We start from the raw sequence: 21,510 nt of genomic DNA, 5'->3' as shown, positions 1-21,510 counted from the left end.
CCGGGTCGACCTGACGACCGGACGGGGGGCGAGGCGGAGGCGCCGGCCGGTGTGTCGTCCGCGGTCGCGGCGGCGGCGGCATACCGACCACCGGCGCCCGGCACCGGGCTCGACTCCGTGCTGCCGGCCGCCCTGCGGGCCCTCGGGGTCGAGGACCTGCCCGACGGGGTGGCATCCGCGGGGTGGTCGCTGCCGGAGAGCCGGCGGGTCGTCGTCGTCCTCGCCGACGGGCTGGGCGCCCACCAGCTGCGGCGGGGTAGCGGGCACGCGCGGACGCTGAGCAGGCTGTCGTCCCCCGACCTGCCCGGGCCGGGCGGCTTCGCGTGCGGGTTCCCCTCGACGACGGCGACCAGCCTGACCTCGCTCGGCACCGGGCTGCCGGCGGGCGGTCACGGCATCGTCGGCTGGCAGACCAACTACCGCGGCCGCCTCTTCAACCACCTGGCGTGGAGGGACGGGCCCGACCCGCACAGCCACCAGCCCGCCCCCACCCTGCTGCAGCACGCGGGCCGCCGGGACGTCTCCATGACCACGGTGTCCAGACCGGCCTACTCCGGGTCCGGGCTCACCCGGGCCTCGCTGCGCGGGGGAGCCTTCCTCGGCGCCGCGGACCACGCCGAGCGCACGCAGGGGGTGCTGCAGGGGCTGGCGCAGGCCGGGCGGCGCGGTCGCGCCCTCGTGTACGCCTACTGGGACGAGATCGACAAGGCCGGCCACGTGCACGGCCCGGACTCCCTGGAGTGGGGCGAGGCCGTCGAGACCTTCGACGCCTGGGTCGCCGGGCTGCTCGGCCAGGTGCCGGAGGACACCGTGGTCGTCGTCACTGCCGACCACGGCATGATCGAGGCGCCGCACGCGCTCCGCCGCGACCTGGCGCTCGAGCCGGAGCTCGGCGAGGGCGTGGAGCTGCTGGCGGGGGAGCCGCGGGCCCCGCAGGCCTGGTGCCGGCCCGGCGCCGTGGGCGACGTCGTCGCGGCGTGGCGGGAGGAGCTGGGGGAGTCGGCCGTCGTGCTGTCCCGCGAGGAGGCGGTCGAGGCGGGGTGGTTCGGGCCGGTCCGCGACGGCTACGACACCCGCATCGGCGAGGTCGTCGTGGCGATGCTCGGTCAGGCCACGCTGCTCGACTCGCGCGCCCTGCGGCCCGAGGTCCTGCGGCTGCGCGGCCACCACGGCTCGGTCACCGAGGCCGAGACCGCCGTCCCCCTGCTCGTCGCCACGACCTGAGGCCGTTCCACGGCGTCGGGACGCGGCAGACCTCGTCCGTCGTCGCGACACGCACGGCGACGCGGGTGCGGCCGGTCGAGGCCGCCCGGTGGTTCCGTAGACTGCCGGGGTGGCCGAGCTCGTCTTCTTCACCGGAACGATGGACTGCGGCAAGTCGACCCTCGCGCTGCAGATGGACCACACGCACCACCAGCGCGGACGCGGAGGGCTGCTCTTCACCCAGCACGACCGCTCCGGCGAGGCAGTGCTCTCCTCGCGGCTGGGGCTGACCAAGGGTGCCCTCGAGGTGAACGACGACCTGGACTTCTGGGAGCTCGTCGTGCAGCAGCGCACCAACGGGCGGGCGATCGACTACCTCATCTGCGACGAGGCCCAGTTCTACCGTCCGGAGCAGATCGAGCAGCTGGCCCGGCTCGTCGACGAGATGGGCATCGACGTCTACGCCTTCGGCATCACCGCCGACTTCCGCACCGAGCTCTTCCCGGGGTCGCGCCGCCTCATCGAGCTCGCCGACCGCACCGAGCAGCTGCAGGTCAGGGCGTTGTGCTGGTGCGGGAAACCGGCCACCGTCAACGCGCGCGTCGTCGACGGCCACATGGTCGTCGAGGGGGAGCAGGTCGTCGTGGGGGACGTGAGCGGTGCCGAGGACGGCACGGCCAGCGTCGTGGAGTACGAGGTGCTCTGCCGCCGCCACTACATGCGCCGGATGAACTCCGCCGCCGCCCGCTCGGCCTCCCTCTCGCCCGAGCTGCTGCCCTTCGACCTCGACCTGTGCCCGCTGCCCGTGACCGAGGGGATCCAGGCCCAGCCCTGACCGTGCACGTGTCGCCGTGCCCGTGGTTCCACGGTCACGGTGTATGCCGGTGGCCGGGATGACCGTGGAGGTGTCGCCGGGGCCGTCGTCCCGCGGTCGGGCGTCAGCGGCGGGGCGGTCGTGAGCCGAACATGATGTCGTCCCAGCTGGGCACGCTCGTGCGTCCCTTGCGGCCGGACGCCTTCGTGGGCTGCTCGTCGGTCGGGGCGGACGGGGTGTCGGGGGCGTCGGTGGACTCAGGGGTGTCGGCACGCTCGTCGACCGGGTCGCCGTCCTCGACCTCCTCCACCTCCTGGTCGTCCTCGGCGTCCTCGCCCGGGTCGGCATCGGAGGGCGTGGCGCTACCGGGATCGTCGTCCGTCCCGCTGTGGACCAGCGCCGCCTCGTCAGCTGCGTCCGCGTCCGCGTCGACCACGGTCTCCGCGTCGCTGTCGTGCTGGTCGGTGTCGGCGTCGTCCGTGCTGTCCGACGGATCGGCGTCGGCGTCGTCGGAGGGGGCGTCTTCGACCTCGGAGACGGCGTCGACGGGCATCGCCTCGTCGGCGGGATCGTCCGTCGCGGGGGAGACCCCGCGCGTGTAGATGCCCTGGGGCGGGTAGTCCTCGTCCTCGTCCTCCATGCCGAAGAACTCGTCGAAGGTCACCTCGCGAGGGTCGTGACGGGTGCGCGCGAACAACACCTCGGACTCCGTCGACTCCTGCGGCTCGTCCGTGCTCAAGGAGGGCAGCCGCAGCCGACGCCGCTTGCGTCCGGGGGACCGGCCGACGGCGCGCTGCGCCTCCTCCGGCGACATGGGCTCCGGCGCGACCTCCGGCTCGGGCTCGGCGGCCCCGGGCTCGCCGGCGGCCCGGCGGGCGGCTCGACCCCTGGCTCGACGCCCACCAGGAGCGACGGGCGGCGCCGACCCGACCCCCTCCTCCGGGGACTCGTCCTGGGCCGCCTGAGGGGGCTGGTCCTCGTCCTCTCCCTCGACGGACTCGCCCTGCATCCCCCCGAGGAGCTCGTCCTGGACGACACCGTCGCCCAGCGAGTCCGGGCCGCCCGTGGCGACCTCGTCCTCGTCGGGGCCCACGGGTGCGGCGGCCTCGGGTGCCGACCCGCGCGGGTGCGCGGCCGGCGGGTCGCCCATGGTCTCGGGGTCGTAGGGGAGGTCCTCCAGCGGCAGCACCTCGTCCGGCATGTCCTGCTGCCCGGGCACGTGGCTCGGGTCCTCCGCGGTCTGCCGGCCCCCACGACGGCCCTTGGCCCGCCGCTGCCGACGCTCGCGCATGGTGGCCATGAGGTCGGCGGCCGCCTCGTCCTCGCCGTGGTGGCCGCCGAGCAGCGGGTGCCCGGACAGGCCGCCGGGCAGGGACTGCTCGTCCTCGCTCAGCCAGCGCGCCTCGTCGTCCAGCGCCTCGACCCAGCGCGAGCGCACGTCGTAGTGCCAGGCCGCCCGCCGCTCGCGGCCCCCGGCCATGAACGCCACGATGACCGTCCACGGCTCGTGCGCCTCGCCGCGGGCGGCGTCCCAGCTGACGGCGGTGAGGTCGACGCCGCGGCTCTGCAACCGCTCCCGCACACGGCGGTCCAGCGTGTGCGACCCGTCGGTGCGGCCGCTGGCGCGCACCGGGGCCCGCTGGGCCAGTCCGACGACGTGCTCCCGCTCGGCGACGACCGGCCCCTCGAAGCGGCGCACCCGCTCGAGCTCCCACCCGGTCGAGGCCGCGACGTCCTCCGCCGGCTGGCCGGCGCGGATCATCGCCTGCACGTCCCGCGGCGACACCGACCGGCCGGCGGCGCGGTCGCCACCCGCCCACCTCGGGCGCGGGCGCAGGGCGGCCCGCAGGCGGTCGTCCACCGCGACGGCATACTCCCGCCCGGCGTCGTCGGTGAGGACCAGGCGACCACCCTCGTCGAGCTCGACGAACTGGAGCTGCTGCATGGTCGACCACTCTGCCACCCCGCCCGGACCGCACGAGGGAGGGCGCGCCGCGCCCGATACCCTGGCACGGTCATGATCGCCGCCTCCGCCGATGTGCGCCTCGCCCTCGACCTCGTCGGCATCTTCGTCTTCGCGCTCTCCGGCGGCCTCGTCGCCGTGCGCGCCCGCCTGGACCTCTTCGGCGTCGCGGTGCTGGCCTGGGTCAGCGGGCTGGGTGGCGGCATCATCCGTGACGTCTTCCTCGGCGACGTGCCGCCGGACGGCATCAGCAACCCCTGGTACGTCGTCACCGTCCTCGCCGCCGGCCTCGTCGTCTTCGCCTTCCACGGCGCCTTCGTCGACCTCTCCCGGCACCGCCCCAAGCTGCGCCTGCACCGGATCAGCCAGGCGGTGAAGTACCTCGACGCCGTGGGCCTGGCGACCTTCGCCGTCGCGGGTGCGCTCAAGGCCGTCATGCTCGGTGCCCCGCCGCTCGCCGCGATCTTCGTCGGCGGCATCACCGCGGTCGGGGGCGGCATGATCCGCGACGTCCTCGTCGGCCAGGTGCCCGAGGTCCTGCGCCGCGACCTGTATGCCGTTCCCGCCCTGCTCGGTGCTGCCGTGGTCGTGGTGGCGGCCGAGCTGGGCGGGTTGTCCTACCTCGTCATCTGGGGCACGCTGCTGCTGGTGCTGGGCATCCGCGTGGCCGCGATCGTCTTCGACCTGCACGCCCCGACCCCCATCCCCTCCCGAGGAGAAGCCGCATGAGCAACCCGCTCGCCGACCCCACCGACCCCGCCGACACCTCCGTCGCCTCGGCGCCGGACTCCTCCGCCCCCGACGGGACGGTCGAGCCCGAGGGCACCGACGACGTGGTCGCCGAGCTGGAGGAGTCCCTCGAGGAGTCCGAGGAGCACGACCTGTTCCCCTACCAGGCCATCGTCCTGACCTCCTTCGGCGGGCCGGAGGCCCCCGAGGAGGTCATGCCGTTCCTGCGCCGCGTCACCGGCGGCCGGGGCATCCCGGACGAGCGGTTGGAGGAGGTGGCCGAGCACTACCTGCACTTCGGCGGCAAGAGCCCCATCAACGACCTCAACCGCGACCTCATCGAGGCGATGCGTGCCGAGCTGGCCCGGCGTGAGCTGCCGATCCCGGTGCTCTTCGGCAACCGGAACTCGGAGCCGTTCCTGGCCGACGCCTTCCGGGAGGCCCACGCCGAGGGCATGACCCGGCTGCTGTCGGTGACGACCAGCGCCTACTCCTGCTACTCCTCCTGCCGGCAGTACCGCGAGGACATCGCCGCCGCCCAGATCGAGCTGCGTGAGGAGGGCAAGGAGGTGGCCGTCGACAAGGTCCGGCAGTACTGGAACCACCCCGGTTTCGCCGGCGCCAACGCCCGGATCGTCGGGGAGGCCGCCCGGCAGCGCTACGAGTCCACCGGTGTCGTGCCCCACCTCGTCTTCGTGACGCACTCGCTGCCGACCTCGATGGACGACACCTCCGGACCCGGCGACGACGAGGGCAACCTGTACTCGCGCCAGCACCTCGAGCTGTCCGCCGCCATCGCCGCCGAGACCGCGGCCACCCTCGGCACCGAGGTCGAGCACGACCTCACCTACTGCTCGCGCTCCGGCCCGCCCAGCCAGCCCTGGCTCGAGCCGGACGTCAACGACCACCTGCGGGCGCTCAAGGAGCGGGGCGTGGAGCACGTCGTGCTGGCCCCCATCGGTTTCGTCTCCGACCACATGGAGGTCGTCTTCGACCTCGACACCGAGGCGGCCGAGACCGCCGAGGAGCTCGGGATGGACGTGCTGCGGGTGCCGACCGTGGGCACCGACACCGAGTTCGTCGTCGGCCTGGTCGACCTCGCCCTGGAGCGCGCGGCGCAGGCGCGCGGCGAGGACGCGGCGACCCCCGTCTGGCCCGGCGGCGAGGTGCGCCCGGCGATCTGCCGGCCCGGGTGCTGCCCGAACCTGCGGGTCGCCAAGCCGGCCGCCTGCGGGAGCGACTGATGAGCGGGGCGGCCGCGCCAGGGGCGCACACCCCCGATCCGTCCTGGGTGGGCGCCGACGAGCGGGCCGCCCTCGAGGAGCTCGCGGTGGCCCTGGTCGGTGAGGCCGGGGCGCTCATCCGCGACGAGCGGCCGGACGGCCTCGGGGTCGCGCACACCAAGAGCACCGAGCTCGACGTCGTCACCGAGATGGACACCCGCGCCGAGGCGCTGCTGCGCGAGCGGCTGGCCGCCGTGCGCCCCGACGACGGCGTCCTGGGCGAGGAGGACGGGCTGACCGGGGGCACGTCCGGGCTCAGCTGGGTGGTCGACCCGATCGACGGCACCGTCAACTACCTCTACGACCTGCCGGCGTATGCCGTGTCCGTCGCCGTCGTCGTCGGCGACCCCACCACCCCCGGGGCCTGGGCCCCGGTCGCCGGGGCGGTCGTCAACCCGCGCACGGACGAGGTCTTCCACGCCCACCTGGGCGGCGGGGCGCGGCTCACCTCCCGGGGGGTGAGCCGGCCGCTCGCCGTCGCCACCCAGCCCACGCTGGACGGCGCCCTGCTCGCGACCGGCTTCTCCTACGACCGGCAGGTGCGCCGGCTCCAGTCGGCCGTCGTGGCCGACCTGCTGCCGCGGGTGCGCGACATCCGCCGCATGGGCGCGGCGGCGCTCGACCTGTGCCACGTCGCCGCCGGACGGGTCGACGGCTACTGGGAGCGCGGGACGGCGCCCTGGGACGTCGCCGCCGGCCTCGTCGTCCTGGGGGAGGCGGGTGGCGTGGCCTCCGGCGCGGAGGCCGGCAGCCCCGCGTCGACCGAGCTCGTCGTCGCGGCCAACCCGGCCCTGCAGCCCGTCCTGCGGGCCGAGATCGCCCGCCTGACCAGCGGCGACCGCGACTGACGGCATACCCCTTCGCGGTCGCCCACGGCGATAGGGCAGAATCCGCGCGACGAACGCTGGCGGCCGTGGTGGACCGGGCACAAAATCGCAGGCGGCAGCGTTCACGCACGACGAGAGAGACCGCAGAGGTGAAAGAGGCGAGATGGCGACTGATTACGACGCCCCACGCAAGAACGACGACGAGCTCAACGAGGACTCGCTCGAGGAGCTGAAGGCCCGACGCAACGACAAGTCCTCGGGCAGCGTCGACGTCGACGAGACCGAGCAGGCCGAGGGCTTCGAGCTCCCGGGGGCGGACCTGTCCAACGAGGAGCTGTCGGTGCACGTGCTGCCCCGCCAGCAGGACGAGTTCACCTGCTCACGGTGCTTCCTGGTGCACCACCGCAGCCAGCTGGCCAAGGAGGTCGGCGGGCTGCCGGTCTGCACCGAGTGCGCGGCCTGAGACCCGTGCGCCCGTCCAGGTCGGTGCGGGCCGGGGACTACCCTCGGTGACCATGCCGCCCGAGCCCCAGACCGTGGACGTCGCCCTGCGACGCCTGGACCCGGACCTGCCCGTCCCGGTCCAGGCCCGCCCGGGCGACGCCGGCGTCGACCTGCACCTCCGCGAGGACGTACGGATCGAGCCGGGCGCCCGCGTCCTGGTCGGCACCGGGGTCGCCGTCGCGGTCCCGGAGGGGTATGCCGCGTTCGTGCACCCGCGCTCGGGGCTGGCGGCCCGGCACGGTCTGACCATCGTCAACGCCCCCGGCACGGTCGACTCCGGGTACCGCGGCGAGATCCTCGTGAACCTGCTCAACACCGACGCCCGCGAGCCGGTCCAGCTGCGCCGCGGCGACCGCGTCGCCCAGCTCGTGCTCCAGCAGGTCGCCCGCCCCGTCTTCACGGTGGTCGACGACCTGGTGGAGTCCGCGCGCGGGGCCGGCGGGCACGGGCACACCGGCACCTCCACCACCCTCCCGGCCGCGGCCGGGCCGACCCTGAAGGACTGAGCCACCAGTGGCACTCTTTGGCCGACGCAAGACCGCCCGCCTCAGCGACGAGGAGCTGCTCGACCTCGAGGACCGTGACGACGTCGTCGTGCGGCCGGAGCCGGCCGAGGGCGAGCCGGGGGTGGACCGGGACTGGGTGCGGCCTGAGGACGGCCCCTACGACATCTCCGAGTGGCGCGAGCTGGACGGCCGCATCGACCTGGGTGCCCTGCGCATCCCGTCGGTCAAGGGGATGCAGATGCGCCTCGACATCGAGCAGAGCTCCGGTCGGGTCATCGGCACCACCCTGGGCTTCGGCGCCTCGCAGGCGCAGGTCCAGGTCTTCGCCGCACCGCGCACCGAGGGCATCTGGGACGAGCTGCGCGCCGAGATCGCCCGCGGCCTGGTCGACTCCGGTGGCGCGGCCGAGACCGTCGAGGGACGCATGGGCAAGGAGCTGCGGGCGCGGATGCCCGGGCGCGCGCCGGACGGGCGGGTCGCCTACCAGCCGGCCCGGTTCCTCGGCATCGACGGCCCCCGCTGGTTCCTCCGGGTCGTGGTCGGTGGCCCGGCGGCCTCCGACGACAACCAGGCCCGCGGCATCCTCGCCTACGTGCGGCGCATCGTCGTGGACCGCGGCGACGAGCCGCGCCCGCCCCGCGAGGTCCTCACGCTGACCCCGCCCAAGGGCTTCGCCGAGGCGGTGGCCAAGGAGGCCGAGGCCCGCCGCGAGCAGCAGGCGCAGGCCCGACGGGCCGCGGCGGCCGACGCCCTGCGCAAGGCCCCCACCGCAGGCGGGTCGACCGACGCGACGTCGGTCGCCGGGGTCGGTCTGGCCACCGGAGCCGCCGAGGGAGCGGCCGAGCCCGCCCGGCACCGGGCGCCCGAGCCGGCCCCCACGGACGCCCCGCAGGCGCCGCGCAACCCCGACTTCACCTGATGAGCGCGTCCTCCGGGCCGCAGGGCCCCGACGGGCAGGTGCCCGCCGACGGCTCGGTGGAGGAGACCGTCGAGCAGGTGATCCGCCGACGGATCAGCGACGCGCTCGGCGGCTGGTACGGCTCCCTGGAGACCGCCCTCCCGACCGTCGCGTTCGTCACGACGTGGCTCATCACCGATGCCGTGCGCCCGGCGGTCGTCGCGGCCGCCGGGCTGCTCGTCGTGCTCACGGTCGTCCGGGGCTTCGTCGGCGGCTCGTGGCGCTTCCTCGGCTCGGCCATCTTCGCCACCGCCGTCGCGGCGTTCTTCGCCCTGCGCTCGGGGGAGGCCCAGGACGCCTTCCTGCCCGGCATCCTCGTGAGCGGCCTCTACGGCGTGGGCGCCCTGGCGAGCATCCTGCTGCGCTGGCCGCTGGTCGGCTTCATCGTGGCGGTGGGCGACCCGCAGTTCGCCGAGCGACCGACGGCATGGCGACGCGACCCCGGACTGGTGGCCGTCTGCGCCCGGCTCACGTGGGTCCTCGTCGCCCTCTTCGCGCTGCGGGTCGCGGTCATGCTGCCCCTCTACCTCGCCGGTGAGGTGGCCTGGCTCGGCGTCACCAAGATCGCGCTGAGCTGGCCGGCCTACCTGCTCGCGGTCGTCGTCATGGGCTGGATGCTGGCGACGGGGAGGACGCCGGCGCAGCCGCAGGACGACGAGAGCGGGACCGCGGCGATCGACCCCACGCAGGGCCGCTGAGGTGTCCGGCGCGGCTGCCGGTCCGGCACCCGTGGTCGGGGACATGCTCGACCTGCACGTCGGCCCGGTGGCGCACGGCGGCCACTGCGTGGCCCGCGTCGGGGACGTCGAGGACGGGCTCGTGGTCTTCGTACGGCACGCGCTGCCCGGGGAGCGGGTCACCGTCGAGGTCACCGGCAGCGGCGGTGGGGGCCGGTTCCTGCGCGCGGACGCCGTAAAGGTGCACGAGGCCTCGCCGGACCGGGTGGTGCCTCCGTGCCCGTTCGCCGGCCCGGGCCGCTGCGGCGGGTGCGACTGGCAGCACGCCGACCTGGCCGCCCAGCGCCGGCTCAAGGCCGACGTCGTCCGCGAGCAGCTGGTCCGCGTCGGCGGCTGCACGGAGCGCGAGCTGGCCCGGGCCACCGGCCCCGAGGGCCTCGTGTGCGAGGCGCTGCCCGGCGACCAGGAGGGCCTGCGCTGGCGCACCCGGGTCGAGGTGGCGATCACCCGGGACGGTGACGGCGTCGCCGCCGGGCTCCGGGCCCACCGCTCGCACCGGGTGGTGCCGGTGGACGACTGCCTCATCGCCGCGCCCGGCGTGGTCGGGACCGGGGTGTTCGCCGACCCCCGGCCGTTCGCCGACACCGCGCGCGTGCCGGTCCGGCAGGGTCGGACCCCGTCCCGGGTGGCCGCCCTCGACGTCGTCGCACCCGGTGCCGGTGACCCGGTCGTCGTCCCGCTCGTGGCACCGGGGGAGCCGGCCCACCGGGGCCGCGGTCGACGACCCGCCCGGCGCCGCGGGACCCGCACCACCCCCGCGCCCGTCGGGCCGGTCCCCGAGGTCGTCGAGACCGTCGGGGACCACGCGTTCCGGCTCTCCGCCCGCGGGTTCTGGCAGGTGCACCCGGGCGCAGCGCCGGAGTTCACGACGCAGGTGCTGCGCTGGCTCGACCCGCGCCCGGGGGAGCGGGCGCTGGACCTGTATGCCGGTGTCGGCCTCTTCGCCGTCCCGCTCGCCGAGGCGGTGGGCGACTCCGGTCAGGTCCTCGCGGTCGAGGCGGACGCGGAGGCCGCGGACGCCGCCCGGCGACACCTGGAGCCCTACCCCTGGGCCGACGCCCGGGCCGAGCCCACCGAGCAGGTGCTCTCCGGTCTGGTCGCGTCCGGCGGGTCCGCCGACGTCGTGGTGCTCGACCCGCCGCGCAGCGGGGCCGGGGCCGAGGTCGTCCGGGCCGTCGCGGCGCTGCGTCCCCGCGCCGTCGTCTACGTCGCCTGCGACCCGGCCGCGCTGGCCCGCGACCTCGCGACCGCCCGCGAGGAGGGCCTGGAGCTCGCCGCCCTCCGCGTGCTGGACGCCTTCCCCATGACCCACCACGTCGAGTGCCTGGCGCTGCTGCGCCCGGTCGCGACCCCGAGCTGACGGAGGACACCGTGCCCGACCTCGACCAGCAGCTGGAGTTCGGCATCTTCCCCACCCCGGCGGCCGCGCGCATACCGGAGCTGCTCGCGCTCGTGCAGACCGCCGAGGTCGAAGGGCTGGACCTCGTCTCGGTGCAGGACCACCCCTACCAGGACGCCTTCCTCGACACCTGGACCCTGCTGTCCGTGCTCGGCGCCCGCACCACCACGATCCGTCTCGCCCCCAATGTCGCGAGCCTGCCGCTGCGCCCGCCGGTGGTGCTGGCCAAGGCGGCCGCCTCGCTCGACCTGCTGACCGACGGCCGGGTGGAACTCGGGCTCGGGGCCGGGGCCTTCTGGGACGGCGTCGTCGCCGCCGGTGGTCCGCGCCGCTCGCCGGGCGAGGCGGTCGACGCACTCGCCGAGGCGGTCGAGCTCATCCGGGCCTGCTGGGCCGGTGGCACCGTGCGGTTCCGCGGCCAGCACTACGAGGCGCACGGCCTGCACGCCGGCCCCGTCCCCGCCCACGACATCCCGATCTGGCTGGGCGCCTACAAGCCGCGCATGCTGCGGCTCACCGGCCGCGTCGCGGACGCGTGGGTCCCGAGCATGGGGTATGCCGACCCACCCGACCTCGCCGCTCTCGCGGCGGTGGTCGACGAGGCGGCGCTGGAGGCGGGCCGGTCGCCCGCGTCGGTGCAGCGGATCTACAACGTCAACGGGCGGTTCGGCACCGGCAGCGGCTTCCTGCGGGGCACCCCCGCCGACTGGGCCGAGCAGCTCGCCGAGCTCACCCTGACCGTGGGCATGAGCAGGTACGTCCTGGCCGCCGACGACCTCGACCTGGTGCGCCGCTTCGCCGCCGAGGTCGCGCCCGCGACGCGCGAGCTCGTCGAGCGGGAGCGGGCCCGGCGGGCGCGGGCGACGCCACCGGGGGCGGGTCCGCAGCACGACGACCCTGCCCGGCCGGCGAACCAGCCGGCCCCGGCGACCGCCACGACCGACGCGGACCCCCCGGGGCCCGGTGGCGCGGACCACGCGGAGGGGAGCGGACGGCATACCGTCGAACCGACGCCGGACGACGGGCGGCGCCTGTCGCCGTCGATGCCGTGGGACGAGCCGAGCCGGCCGGCCGCCCCTGGCGGTGCCTCTGGTGCCCACCCGGAGCAGGCGCAGCACCTCAAGGACATCCACGACGGGCTGCGCGGGGAGCTGGCGCAGGTGCGCGACGTGCTCGACCAGGTGCGGCGCGGCCACACCACGGTCGGGGCGGCCCGCTCGGTCGTCAACACGATGACCATGCGCCAGAACAACTGGACCCTGGGCGCGTACTGCGAGTCCTACTGCCGCATCGTCACCGGCCACCACACGCTCGAGGACCGCAGCGTCTTCCCGCACCTGCGCCGGGCCGAGCCCGACCTCGGCCCGGTGCTGGACCGGCTCGAGGAGGAGCACGTCGTCATCCACGACGTGCTGGAGCAGTTCGACCGGGCGTTGGTCCGGCTGGTCACCGAGGACGGCACCGGCCGGGCGGGGCAGGGGGTGCTGGACGGTGTGCAGACCTCGCTCGACCTGCTCACCGACACCCTGCTGTCGCACCTGGCCTACGAGGAGCGCGAGCTCGTCGGACCGCTCAGCCGGCACGGCCTGTCCTGAGCCCGTCGCCCCCACCTGACGCCGGGCTGGGTGGTGCGGCAGGATGGGAGGACCGGGCCCGGCGCGTCGCGTTGCGGCGTGCACCCGCGGTGATATATCTTGATGTCAAGATAAATAGCCAGCCAGCGAAGGAGCGATCACGTTGAGCACCAATCCGAACAGCTTCGATGCCCAGGGCACGCTGGAGGTGGGGGGAGCCAGCTACGAGATCTACCGGATCAACCAGCTGGAGGGGGTCGACAGCCTGCCCTACTCGCTCAAGGTGCTGCTGGAGAACCTCCTGCGCACCGAGGACGGCGCCAACATCACCGCCGACCACATCAACGCCCTGGCGGGGTGGGACGCCGAGGCCGAGCCGGACACCGAGATCCAGTTCACGCCGGCGCGCGTCATCATGCAGGACTTCACCGGCGTGCCGTGCATCGTCGACCTGGCCACCATGCGCGAGGCCATGGGTGACCTGGGCGGCGACCCGACCAAGATCAACCCGCTGGCGCCGGCCGAGCTGGTCATCGACCACTCGGTCATCATCGACGTCTTCGGCCGCCCGGACGCCTTCGAGCGCAACGTCGCGATCGAGTACGAGCGCAACGAGGAGCGCTACCAGTTCCTGCGCTGGGGGCAGACGGCGTTCGAGGACTTCAAGGTCGTCCCGCCCGGCACCGGCATCGTGCACCAGGTCAACATCGAGCACCTGGCCCGCACCGTGATGACCCGGGAGTCCGGCACCGACGGCGCGCTCCAGGCCTACCCCGACACCTGCGTCGGCACCGACTCGCACACCACCATGGTCAACGGGCTCGGGGTGCTCGGCTGGGGCGTCGGCGGCATCGAGGCCGAGGCCGCGATGCTCGGCCAGCCGGTGTCCATGCTCATCCCGCGGGTGGTCGGCTTCAAGCTCACCGGCGCCGTGCCCCCGGGCGCGACCGCGACCGACGTCGTGCTCACCATCACCGAGATGCTGCGCGATCACGGGGTGGTGGGCAAGTTCGTCGAGTTCTACGGCGATGGCGTCACCCAGGTGCCGCTGGCCAACCGCGCCACCATCGGCAACATGAGCCCGGAGTTCGGCTCCACCTGCGCGATCTTCCCGATCGACGACGTGACCCTGGACTACCTGCGGCTCACCGGTCGCCCCGACGATCAGGTCGCGCTGGTGGAGGCCTACGCCAAGGAGCAGGGCATGTGGGCCGACCCGCAGAAGGAGGCCCGCTACAGCGAGTACCTCGAGCTCGACCTGTCGACCGTCGTGCCCTCCATCGCCGGGCCGAAGCGCCCGCAGGACCGGATCGAGGTGTCCCGGGCCAAGGAGCAGTTCTGCTCCGACCTGGAGAACTACGCCGAGCAGACGCAGCTCACCGGGGTCGACCACGAGCTGGAGGACACCTTCCCCGCCTCGGACGCCCCCTCCCACGACGCCAGCGACGCCGACACCGAGGCGGCCCGGCCGGTCCGCTCGGGCCGCCCCAAGGACGGCGGCACCCGGCGCGCCTCCAAGCCGGTCCAGGTGACGATGGACGGGGAGACCTTCGAGATCGACCACGGCATCGTGGCGATCGCGTCGATCACCTCGTGCACCAACACCTCCAACCCCTCGGTGATGATGGCCGCGGCGATGCTGGCCAAGAACGCTGTCGACAAGGGGCTGACCGTCGCCCCGTGGGTCAAGACGTCGATGGCCCCGGGGTCCAAGGTCGTCACCGGCTATTTCGACAAGGCCGGCATGTGGCCCTACCTCGAGGAGCTCGGCTTCCACCTCGTCGGCTACGGCTGCACCACCTGCATCGGCAACTCCGGCCCGCTCGTCGAGGAGATCAGCCAGGCGATCAACGACAACGACCTCGCGGTCACCTCGGTGCTCTCGGGCAACCGGAACTTCGAGGGCCGGATCAACCCGGACGTCAAGATGAACTACCTGGCGTCCCCGCCGCTGGTCATCGCCTACGCGCTCGCCGGGACCATGGACTTCGACTTCGCGTCCGAGCCGCTGGGGCAGGACGCCGACGGCAACGACGTCTACCTGGAGGACATCTGGCCGGCGCCGGAGGACGTGGAGCGCACGATCTCCGAGTCCATCAGCCGCGACATGTTCACCGAGGACTACAGCGACGTGTTCGCCGGCGACGAGCGGTGGCAGAGCCTGGACACCCCGGACGGCGACACCTTCGAGTGGGCCGACGAGTCGACCTACGTGCGCAAGCCGCCGTACTTCGAGGGCATGGGCGCCGAGCCCGAGCCGGTGGAGGACATCTCCGGTGCCCGCGTCCTGGCGCTGCTGGGCGACTCGGTCACGACCGACCACATCAGCCCGGCCGGGTCGATCAAGGCCGACAGCCCGGCGGGGAAGTACCTGTCCGAGCACGGCATCGACCGCAAGGACTTCAACTCCTACGGCTCCCGTCGCGGCAACCACGAGGTGATGATCCGCGGCACCTTCGCCAACATCCGGCTGAAGAACCAGCTGCTCGACGGTGTCGAGGGTGGCTTCACCCGCGACTTCACCAACGGCGGCGAGCAGACGACGATCTACGACGCCGCCCAGGCCTACGCCGAGCAGGGCACGCCGCTGGTCGTCCTCGCCGGCAAGGAGTACGGCTCCGGGTCCTCGCGCGACTGGGCGGCCAAGGGCACCCGGCTCCTCGGGGTCAAGGCGGTCATCGCCGAGTCCTACGAGCGCATCCACCGCTCCAACCTCATCGGTATGGGCGTGCTGCCGCTCCAGTTCCCCCAGGGCGAGAGCGCGGAGAGCCTGGGCCTGAACGGCACCGAGACCTTCGACATCAGCGGGGTCACCGCGCTGAACGACGGGTCCACGCCGAAGACGGTCGAGGTCACCGCGACCAAGGAGGGCGGCGAGCCGGTCACCTTCGACGCGGTGGTGCGCATCGACACCCCCGGGGAGGCGGACTACTACCGCGGTGGGGGCATCCTCCAGTACGTCCTGCGCTCGCTCGCGGCCGCCTGAGGTGGCCTAGACGGCATCCCCAGCGCGTAGCACCCCGTCGGCCCGGCCGGCGGGGTGCTCGCACATCGAGGAGGAGGTGACATGGACCTGCTGATCCTGGCGGCCGGAGCGTTGCTGATCCTCGCGGTGCTCTCGGCCCGGGTGTCCGAGCGGCTGCGCATCCCGGTGCTGCTCCTCTTCCTCGGGCTGGGCATGGCCGCCGGCTCGGAGGGGCCCGGCGGCGTCGCCTTCGACTCGCCCGACCTGGCGCAGCAGGTCGGCACGGTCTGCCTCGTCATCATCCTCTTCGCGGGGGGCCTCGACACCGCCTGGGCGTCGGTGCGCTCGGTGGTGGCGTCCGGGCTGGTGCTGGCGACCGTGGGCGTCGTGGTGAGCACCCTCGTCCTCGGCACCGCGGCGTGGTGGCTGCTCGGGTCGTTCTCCGAGCTCCGGCCCGGGGGCGGCGGGATCACCTGGACCGAGGGCCTGCTGGTGGCCGCGATCGTCTCCTCGACCGACGCCGCGGCGATCTTCGGCCTCTTCCGCTCCGGGCGCACCCCACCCCACCGGCGGCTGCGCTCGCTGCTGGAGGTGGAGTCGGGGACCAACGACCCGATGGCCGTCATCCTCACCGTCACGCTGCTGGGGATCGTCACCCGCGGTGAGACGAGCCTGGTCGACGCGCTCGCCGGGGTGCTCCTCGGCATCGTCGTCGGCGCGGCGGCCGGGCTGCTGCTCGGTGTGGCGTCGGCGCTCGGCGTCGACGCCCTGCGCCTCTCCATCCCCGGCCTCTACCCCGTGCTGTGCCTGGGGGTGGCGCTGTCGACCTACGGCCTCGCCCAGGCGCTGGAGGGCAACGGCTTCCTCGCGGTCTACCTGTGCGGCCTCGTCCTGGGCAACCGGGTGCGGTCGCACCGGCGGCTCATCATCCAGGTCAGCGACGCGCTGTCCTGGCTGGCGCAGATCGCGATGTTCATCACGATGGGCCTGCTCGTCTTCCCCTCGACCCTGCTCGCGGCCGCCCCGGTCGGCATCACGCTGGCCCTCGTCCTGATGTTCCTGGCACGGCCGGTCAGCGTCTTCGCGTGCCTGCTGCCGTTCGGGTTCTCGGCCCGTGAGTCCGCCTACGTGTCGTGGGCCGGGCTGCGCGGCGCCGTCCCGATCGTGCTCGCCACCTTCCCCGCCACCTTCGGGCTCGCAGAGGCCGACGACGTCTTCGGGCTGGTCTTCTTCCTCGTCGTCGTCTCCGTCCTCGTGCAGGGCATGACCCTCGGGCCGGTGGGGCGCCGGCTGGGGATCGAGCAGTCCCGGGAGGCGGGCGAGCCGGCGCCCTGAGCCGGGCGGGCCGTCATACCGGTCCGCGGCGCCCCGGGGCGCAGTCGGGCGCCGCGCTCAGCTGACGCCCTGGGGGCGGGGGCGCTTGACCGGCTTGCCGGCCGCCTTGGCGACCTTGGCGGCGTGGTCGGGCACCGGGTGCTGCAGCGACCGAGCGGTGCGCTGGTAGCCCGTCGACCCGGGCCGCTCGGGCAGCTCCAGCTCGCTCTGCTCCACCTTCTCGTAGGGGACGGAGGAGACCAGGTGGGCGATCATGTTGATGCGGGCCGAGCGCTTGTCGTCGGAGGGCACGACGTTCCACCGGGCCTCGGGGATGTCGGTGTGCACGAACATCTCGTCCTTGGCCCGGCTGTAGTCCTCCCAGCGGGTCAGCGACTCCAGGTCGGTGGGGGAGAGCTTCCAGCGGCGCATGGGGTCCTCCAGGCGGGAGCGGAAGCGCAGCTCCTGCTCGGCGTCGGAGACGGAGAACCAGTACTTGCGCAGCATGATGCCGTCCTCCATGAGCATCCGCTCGAAGATGGGGGTCTGCTGCAGCCAGCGTCGGTGCTGCTCGGGGGTGCAGTAGCCCATGACCCGCTCCACGCCACCCCGGTTGTACCAGGAGCGGTCGAAGAGCCGGATCTCGCCGGCGGCCGGCAGGTGCTCCACGTACCGCTGGAAGTACCACTGCGTCTTCTCCCGCTCGGTCGGCGTCGGCAGCGCCACGATCTGCGCCTGCCGGGGGGAGAGGTACTCGGTGACCCGCTTGATCGCGCCGCCCTTGCCGGCCGCGTCGCGACCCTCGAAGACGACGACCAGCCGGTGGCCGGACTCCTTGAACCACGTCTGCATCTCGACGAGCTGCTCCTGCAGACGCAGCAGCTCGGCCTCGTACACCTTCTTGTCGAGCCGGGGGACGGTGCTCTTGGGTGTCGTGCCGGAGGTCTTCTCCCCTGAGGTCTTGGCCATCCGGTCATCGTGCCAGCGCGGGGGCCCCCCGGGAAGGGCCTGCCGCGCAGGTGGATGCACGGGTTCGCCCACAGGTCCTGCCGGGCGTGCACCGCCGGAGGGTCCGTGGTCGTACACTTGTTCGTATGAGCAGCGGACCACCTGGATGGCCCGACCGGGTCCCCCCGGCCGGGGTGCCCGGGTGGGAGCAGGCCGCCGTCTCCTGGCTGCTCGACCAGTGCCCGGCCGACTACCGGGCGTATGCCGCGTGGCGCCGGCACCCCGCCGCGCTGGCCTGGGTGGCGACCCGGCACCTGGAGGCCCAGCTCGAGGCCATGCGGGGGGCGTGGCGCGACGTCCGTCCCGAGCTGGGGCCGGCGCTGCCGCCCGGCACCATCGGCGACGTGCTGGAGTCGCTGGCCCGGGAGGGTCTGCGGCTGCGCGCCAACCACCGGGCGGCCGGCCTGCTGCTGGAGGCGCTGCGCCTGCGCGCGCCGATCGCGTGACTCGTCTAGCCTGACCGGATGCCGCACGGGTTCAGCCAGTACGACGTCTTCTCGACCCGCGCCGGGGACGGCAACCCGCTCGCGGTGGTCCACGACGCCGACGACCTCGACACCGCCACGATGCAACGGTTCGCCGCGTGGACCAACCTCTCGGAGACCACCTTCCTGCTGCGCCCGACGGACCCGGCCGCGGACTACCGGGTGCGGATCTTCACCCCGACGACCGAGCTGCCCTTCGCGGGGCACCCGACGCTCGGCAGCTGCCGGGCCTGGCTGGACACGGGCGCGAGGCCCCGCACCCCGGGCACGGTCGTCCAGGAGTGCGGGCTGGGGCTGGTCACCCTCCGGTCCGAGGGGGAGGTGCTGTCCTTCGTGGCGCCGCCGCTGCTGCGCTCGGGGTCGGTGGACGCGCCCACGGCCGCCCACGTCGCCGACATCCTGGGTCAGCAGCCGCTGAGCGTGCAGTGGGGCGACAACGGCCCCGGGTGGGTCGTCGCCGAGCTGCCGGACGCCGCCGCCGTCCGGGCCCTGAGCCCCGGTTTCGCCGACGGCGACCAGACCTACCTCGGGGTGTTCGGCGGCGACCTGGCCGACGGCTACGAGGTCCGCGCCTTCTTCCCCGACCAGACCGGCCGCCGCGAGGACCCGGCCACCGGCAGCCTCAACGCCGCGGTCGCCCAGCTGCTGGCCGGACGCGACGAGGCGTGGACGCGCTACACCGCCCGGCAGGGCGGTGCGCTGGGCCGGGACGCCCGCATCGAGGTGAGGCGCGAGGGGGACCGGCTGTGGGTCGGCGGCCGGGTCGTCGCCGTCGTGAGCGGCACCGTGCACCTCTGACCGGGCCGGTCCGGCGGTCCGGCCGCGCTCAGCGCGCCGCCAGCCTGGCCTGCAGCAGCTCGCCGAAGGCGGTGACGTCCCCGCCTGTGCGCGCGAGCTCATCCGCGTCGACGAGCACGTCGTAGCCCTGCCGCTCGAGGTCGGCGACCAGCACGACCGGGAGCCCGGCGCCCAGCGCGACCTCGCGCTGGGCGGTGGTGAGCTCGTTGCGGTGCCGGAGCTCGACCCTCGCGCCGAGCCGGGCGACGAGGGCGTCCCACTCCTTCTTGCGGCGCACCGGCGAGTGGGTGATGTCGCACAGGGAGCAGTGGGCGGTGCCGCGCACCCTGCCCCACAGGTATGCCGCCTCGCCCAGCACCCCTCCGTCGGCGTCGTAGACGCCGATGACGACAGGGGCGGGGCGCTCGGTCATCCCCGCAGCGTAGCCGCCTCGTCGCACGGCCCCTCCTGCTGCCGGCCGACACGGTGGCGGACCCAGCGGCGTCTCAGCCCCGGCCGCGTAGACTGGCCGACGCGACCGCAATGCCGCCGACACCGGAGGAGTCCCGTGGCCCTCATGCGCACGATCACCGGACCGTCCGACCTGAAGAGGCTGACGCAAGGTCAGGTGGTGTCCCTCGCGGAGGAGATCCGGGCATACCTCATCTCCTCGGTCTCCCAGACCGGCGGGCACCTCGGCCCCAACCTCGGGGTGGTGGAGCTCTCGCTCGCCCTGCACCGGGTCTTCGACTCCCCGCGCGACACGCTGCTCTTCGACACCGGCCACATCTCCTACGTGCACAAGCTGCTCACCGGGCGCCACGACCTGTCGACGCTGCGCAAGCAGGGGGGCCTGTCGGGCTACCCGAGCCGCGCCGAGTCCGACCACGACGTCGTGGAGAACTCCCACGCCAGCTCCTCGCTGTCCTGGGCCATCGGCATCGCCACCGGCCGCAAGCTGCGGGGGGAGACCGACCGGCACACGGTGGCCGTCATCGGCGACGGGGCGCTGACCGGCGGCATGGTGTGGGAGGCCCTCAACAACATCGCCGACCAGCCGGACCTGCCGCTCATCATCGTCATCAACGACAACGAGCGCTCCTACGCCCCGACCCGCGGCGGGATGGCCGACTACCTCGCCTCGCTGCGGGCCACCCGGGAGTACGAGCACGTGCTGTCCTGGGGCAAGCGGCAGCTGGCGCGCACCCCCATGGTCGGCCGGCAGGTCTACGACACGCTGCACGGCATGAAGAAGGGGCTCAAGGACATCGTCAGCCCGCAGGGCATGTTCGAGGACCTCGGGCTGAAGTACCTCGGACCGGTCGACGGCCACGACGTCGAGGCGATGGAGACCGCGCTGCGCCGGGCGCACGACTTCGGCGGCGTGGTCCTGGTGCACGTGCTCACCGAGAAGGGCCACGGCTACGACCCGGCCACCGCGGACGAGGCGGACCGCTTCCACGCCGTCGGCAAGATCAACCCCGAGACCGGGTTGCCGCTCGAGGTCTCCGGCCGGTCCTGGACCGACGAGTTCAGCGACGAGCTGGTGCAGCTCGCCAAGGAGCGCGACGACATCGTCGCGCTCACCGCCGCCATGCTCATCCCGGTGGGCCTGCAGCCCTTCGCCGAGCGCTACCCCGACCGGGTCTTCGACGTCGGCATCGCCGAGCAGCACGCGGTCGCGATGGCCTCCGGCCTCTCCTTCGCGGGGATGCACCCGGTGGTCTGCATCTACGCCACCTTCCTCAACCGGGCCTTCGACCAGCTGCTCATGGACTGCGCGCTGCACCGGCAGGGGGTGACCTTCGTGCTCGACCGGGCCGGGATCACCGGCTCGGACGGCGCCAGCCACAACGGCATGTGGGACCTCACCCTCGTCGGCATCGTGCCTGGCGTCCGCGTCGCCGCGCCCCGCGACGGCCAGCAGGTGGCGCTGGCGCTGCGCGAGTCGGTGGACATCGACGACGGCCCGTCGGTCGTGCGCTTCCCGAAGGGGAGCGTGGGGCCGCCCATCGAGGCGGTCCGCCGGATCGGCACCCTCGACGTCCTGCGCGACCTGCCGGACGAGGGGTCCGCGACGCACGAGGCCCCCGAGCTGCTGCTCGTGGGTGTCGGCTCGATGGCCGGCACCGCGCTGCAGGTCGCCGACAAGCTCCACGCGGAGGGCCGCCGGGTCATGGTGGTCGACCCGCGCTGGGTGCTGCCGGTCAGCGAGGACCTGCTCGAGCTGGCGCGCGGCGCCGGCCGGGTCGCGGTCGTCGAGGACAACATCGTCGGTGGCGGGATCGCCAGCGCGGTCACCCGGGCCTTCGACGAGGCCGGGGTCGACGTGCCGGTGCACGGCTACGGCATACCCCAGGAGTTCCTGGACCACGGCTCCCGGGACCAGGTGCTGGAGCGGATCGGCCTCACGCCGGACGTGGTGGCGACCTCGCTGTCGGCCAAGCTGGGCTGACGGGTCCGG

General features: G+C 73.9%; 19 protein-coding genes. 16 read left to right on the top strand and 3 right to left on the bottom strand.

Features of this window, described 5'->3' with window-relative positions; translation table 11 throughout:
* Positions 1–51: 51 nt before the first annotated feature.
* Together EUS26_RS11575 and EUS26_RS11570 are read left to right on the top strand one after the other, a co-directional pair.
* Positions 52–1,224: an alkaline phosphatase family protein gene (locus EUS26_RS11575; protein WP_238148953.1), complete on the top strand. Its 1,173-nt coding sequence runs from the start codon at positions 52–54 to the stop codon at positions 1,222–1,224.
* Positions 1,225–1,333: 109 nt separating this feature from the next.
* A complete protein-coding gene (locus tag EUS26_RS11570; RefSeq protein WP_130013993.1) occupies positions 1,334–2,038 on the top strand; it encodes a thymidine kinase in 705 nt (234 codons plus the stop codon).
* Between the two features lie 103 nt (positions 2,039–2,141).
* Here EUS26_RS11570 and sepH read toward each other — a convergent pair whose 3' ends face one another.
* Positions 2,142–3,962 carry a septation protein SepH gene (sepH, locus tag EUS26_RS11565; RefSeq protein WP_130013992.1) on the bottom strand — a complete coding sequence of 607 codons (1,821 nt, stop codon included), beginning with the start codon at positions 3,960–3,962 and terminating at the stop codon, positions 2,142–2,144.
* Between the two features lie 72 nt (positions 3,963–4,034).
* Between sepH and EUS26_RS11560 the strand changes: the two genes are divergently transcribed.
* From EUS26_RS11560 to EUS26_RS11510, 11 genes are all read left to right on the top strand, one after another.
* Positions 4,035–4,709 (top strand): trimeric intracellular cation channel family protein, encoded by a 675-nt coding sequence (locus EUS26_RS11560; protein WP_130013991.1) that lies wholly within the window; start codon positions 4,035–4,037, stop codon positions 4,707–4,709.
* Positions 4,706–5,953 carry a ferrochelatase gene (locus EUS26_RS11555; protein WP_130013990.1) on the top strand — a complete coding sequence of 416 codons (1,248 nt, stop codon included), beginning with the start codon at positions 4,706–4,708 and terminating at the stop codon, positions 5,951–5,953. The genes EUS26_RS11560 and EUS26_RS11555 overlap by 4 nt, the downstream gene beginning before the upstream one ends.
* On the top strand, positions 5,953–6,840 hold the full coding sequence (locus tag EUS26_RS11550) for an inositol monophosphatase family protein (RefSeq protein WP_130013989.1): 888 nt from the start codon (positions 5,953–5,955) through the stop codon (positions 6,838–6,840). Before EUS26_RS11555 ends, EUS26_RS11550 begins: the two co-directional genes overlap by 1 nt.
* 142 nt (positions 6,841–6,982) lie before the next feature.
* Positions 6,983–7,282, top strand: a complete 300-nt coding sequence (locus EUS26_RS11545) for a DUF4193 domain-containing protein (protein WP_058891338.1) — start codon at positions 6,983–6,985, stop codon at positions 7,280–7,282.
* Between the two features lie 52 nt (positions 7,283–7,334).
* Positions 7,335–7,829, top strand: coding sequence for a dUTP diphosphatase (gene dut / locus EUS26_RS11540; protein WP_130013988.1), 495 nt, complete (start codon positions 7,335–7,337; stop codon positions 7,827–7,829).
* A gap of 7 nt (positions 7,830–7,836) precedes the next feature.
* Complete coding sequence (locus tag EUS26_RS11535; RefSeq protein ID WP_130013987.1) at positions 7,837–8,748, top strand: DUF3710 domain-containing protein; 912 nt, start codon at positions 7,837–7,839, stop codon at positions 8,746–8,748.
* A complete protein-coding gene (locus tag EUS26_RS11530; protein WP_130013986.1) occupies positions 8,748–9,485 on the top strand; it encodes a DUF3159 domain-containing protein in 738 nt (245 codons plus the stop codon). Before EUS26_RS11535 ends, EUS26_RS11530 begins: the two co-directional genes overlap by 1 nt.
* Position 9,486: 1 nt before the next feature.
* Entirely contained in the window at positions 9,487–10,884 is a 1,398-nt protein-coding gene (locus tag EUS26_RS11525) for a class I SAM-dependent RNA methyltransferase (RefSeq protein WP_238148952.1), read from the top strand.
* Positions 10,885–10,895: 11 nt separating this feature from the next.
* Positions 10,896–12,518 (top strand): LLM class flavin-dependent oxidoreductase, encoded by a 1,623-nt coding sequence (locus EUS26_RS11520; RefSeq protein WP_130013985.1) that lies wholly within the window; start codon positions 10,896–10,898, stop codon positions 12,516–12,518.
* 142 nt (positions 12,519–12,660) lie between these two features.
* Positions 12,661–15,483: an aconitate hydratase AcnA gene (acnA, locus tag EUS26_RS11515; protein WP_130013984.1), complete on the top strand. Its 2,823-nt coding sequence runs from the start codon at positions 12,661–12,663 to the stop codon at positions 15,481–15,483.
* 81 nt (positions 15,484–15,564) lie between these two features.
* Positions 15,565–16,797 (top strand): potassium/proton antiporter, encoded by a 1,233-nt coding sequence (locus EUS26_RS11510; RefSeq protein WP_130013983.1) that lies wholly within the window; start codon positions 15,565–15,567, stop codon positions 16,795–16,797.
* Positions 16,798–16,854: 57 nt separating this feature from the next.
* Here EUS26_RS11510 and ppk2 read toward each other — a convergent pair whose 3' ends face one another.
* Entirely contained in the window at positions 16,855–17,745 is an 891-nt protein-coding gene (gene ppk2, locus EUS26_RS11505; RefSeq protein WP_130013982.1) for a polyphosphate kinase 2, read from the bottom strand.
* A gap of 125 nt (positions 17,746–17,870) precedes the next feature.
* Between ppk2 and EUS26_RS11500 the strand changes: the two genes are divergently transcribed.
* Together EUS26_RS11500 and EUS26_RS11495 are read left to right on the top strand one after the other, a co-directional pair.
* Positions 17,871–18,230, top strand: a complete 360-nt coding sequence (locus tag EUS26_RS11500; protein WP_130013981.1) for a hypothetical protein — start codon at positions 17,871–17,873, stop codon at positions 18,228–18,230.
* An 18-nt stretch (positions 18,231–18,248) separates the two neighbouring features.
* Positions 18,249–19,067 (top strand): PhzF family phenazine biosynthesis protein, encoded by an 819-nt coding sequence (locus tag EUS26_RS11495; RefSeq protein WP_130013980.1) that lies wholly within the window; start codon positions 18,249–18,251, stop codon positions 19,065–19,067.
* Between the two features lie 28 nt (positions 19,068–19,095).
* On the opposite strand, the gene EUS26_RS11490 is transcribed toward EUS26_RS11495, so the two are convergent.
* Positions 19,096–19,479 carry a hypothetical protein gene (locus EUS26_RS11490; protein ID WP_130013979.1) on the bottom strand — a complete coding sequence of 128 codons (384 nt, stop codon included), beginning with the start codon at positions 19,477–19,479 and terminating at the stop codon, positions 19,096–19,098.
* A gap of 135 nt (positions 19,480–19,614) precedes the next feature.
* Between EUS26_RS11490 and dxs the strand changes: the two genes are divergently transcribed.
* Positions 19,615–21,501 carry a 1-deoxy-D-xylulose-5-phosphate synthase gene (gene dxs, locus EUS26_RS11485; protein WP_130013978.1) on the top strand — a complete coding sequence of 629 codons (1,887 nt, stop codon included), beginning with the start codon at positions 19,615–19,617 and terminating at the stop codon, positions 21,499–21,501.
* Positions 21,502–21,510 lie beyond the last annotated feature (9 nt).

Source organism: Serinicoccus sediminis (genome assembly GCF_004153545.1).
GTDB lineage: Bacteria > Actinomycetota > Actinomycetes > Actinomycetales > Dermatophilaceae > Ornithinicoccus > Ornithinicoccus sediminis_A.
Note: the sequence above shows the minus strand (reverse complement) of the source record. Positions and strands in the feature narration are given on the sequence as shown.

Bases quoted from the DNA above. Each gene is read 5' to 3' on its own strand.
- sepH (WP_130013992.1), bottom strand. From the start codon at position 3,962: ATGCAGCAGCTCCAGTTCGTCGAGCTCGACGAGGGTGGTCGCCTGGTC.
- EUS26_RS11560 (WP_130013991.1), top strand. From the start codon at position 4,035: ATGATCGCCGCCTCCGCCGATGTGCGCCTCGCCCTCGACCTCGTCGGC.
- EUS26_RS11555 (WP_130013990.1), top strand. From the start codon at position 4,706: ATGAGCAACCCGCTCGCCGACCCCACCGACCCCGCCGACACCTCCGTC.
- EUS26_RS11550 (WP_130013989.1), top strand. From the start codon at position 5,953: ATGAGCGGGGCGGCCGCGCCAGGGGCGCACACCCCCGATCCGTCCTGG.
- EUS26_RS11545 (WP_058891338.1), top strand. From the start codon at position 6,983: ATGGCGACTGATTACGACGCCCCACGCAAGAACGACGACGAGCTCAAC.
- dut (WP_130013988.1), top strand. From the start codon at position 7,335: ATGCCGCCCGAGCCCCAGACCGTGGACGTCGCCCTGCGACGCCTGGAC.
- EUS26_RS11530 (WP_130013986.1), top strand. From the start codon at position 8,748: ATGAGCGCGTCCTCCGGGCCGCAGGGCCCCGACGGGCAGGTGCCCGCC.
- EUS26_RS11510 (WP_130013983.1), top strand. From the start codon at position 15,565: ATGGACCTGCTGATCCTGGCGGCCGGAGCGTTGCTGATCCTCGCGGTG.
- ppk2 (WP_130013982.1), bottom strand. From the start codon at position 17,745: ATGGCCAAGACCTCAGGGGAGAAGACCTCCGGCACGACACCCAAGAGC.
- EUS26_RS11500 (WP_130013981.1), top strand. From the start codon at position 17,871: ATGAGCAGCGGACCACCTGGATGGCCCGACCGGGTCCCCCCGGCCGGG.
- EUS26_RS11495 (WP_130013980.1), top strand. From the start codon at position 18,249: ATGCCGCACGGGTTCAGCCAGTACGACGTCTTCTCGACCCGCGCCGGG.
- EUS26_RS11490 (WP_130013979.1), bottom strand. From the start codon at position 19,479: ATGACCGAGCGCCCCGCCCCTGTCGTCATCGGCGTCTACGACGCCGAC.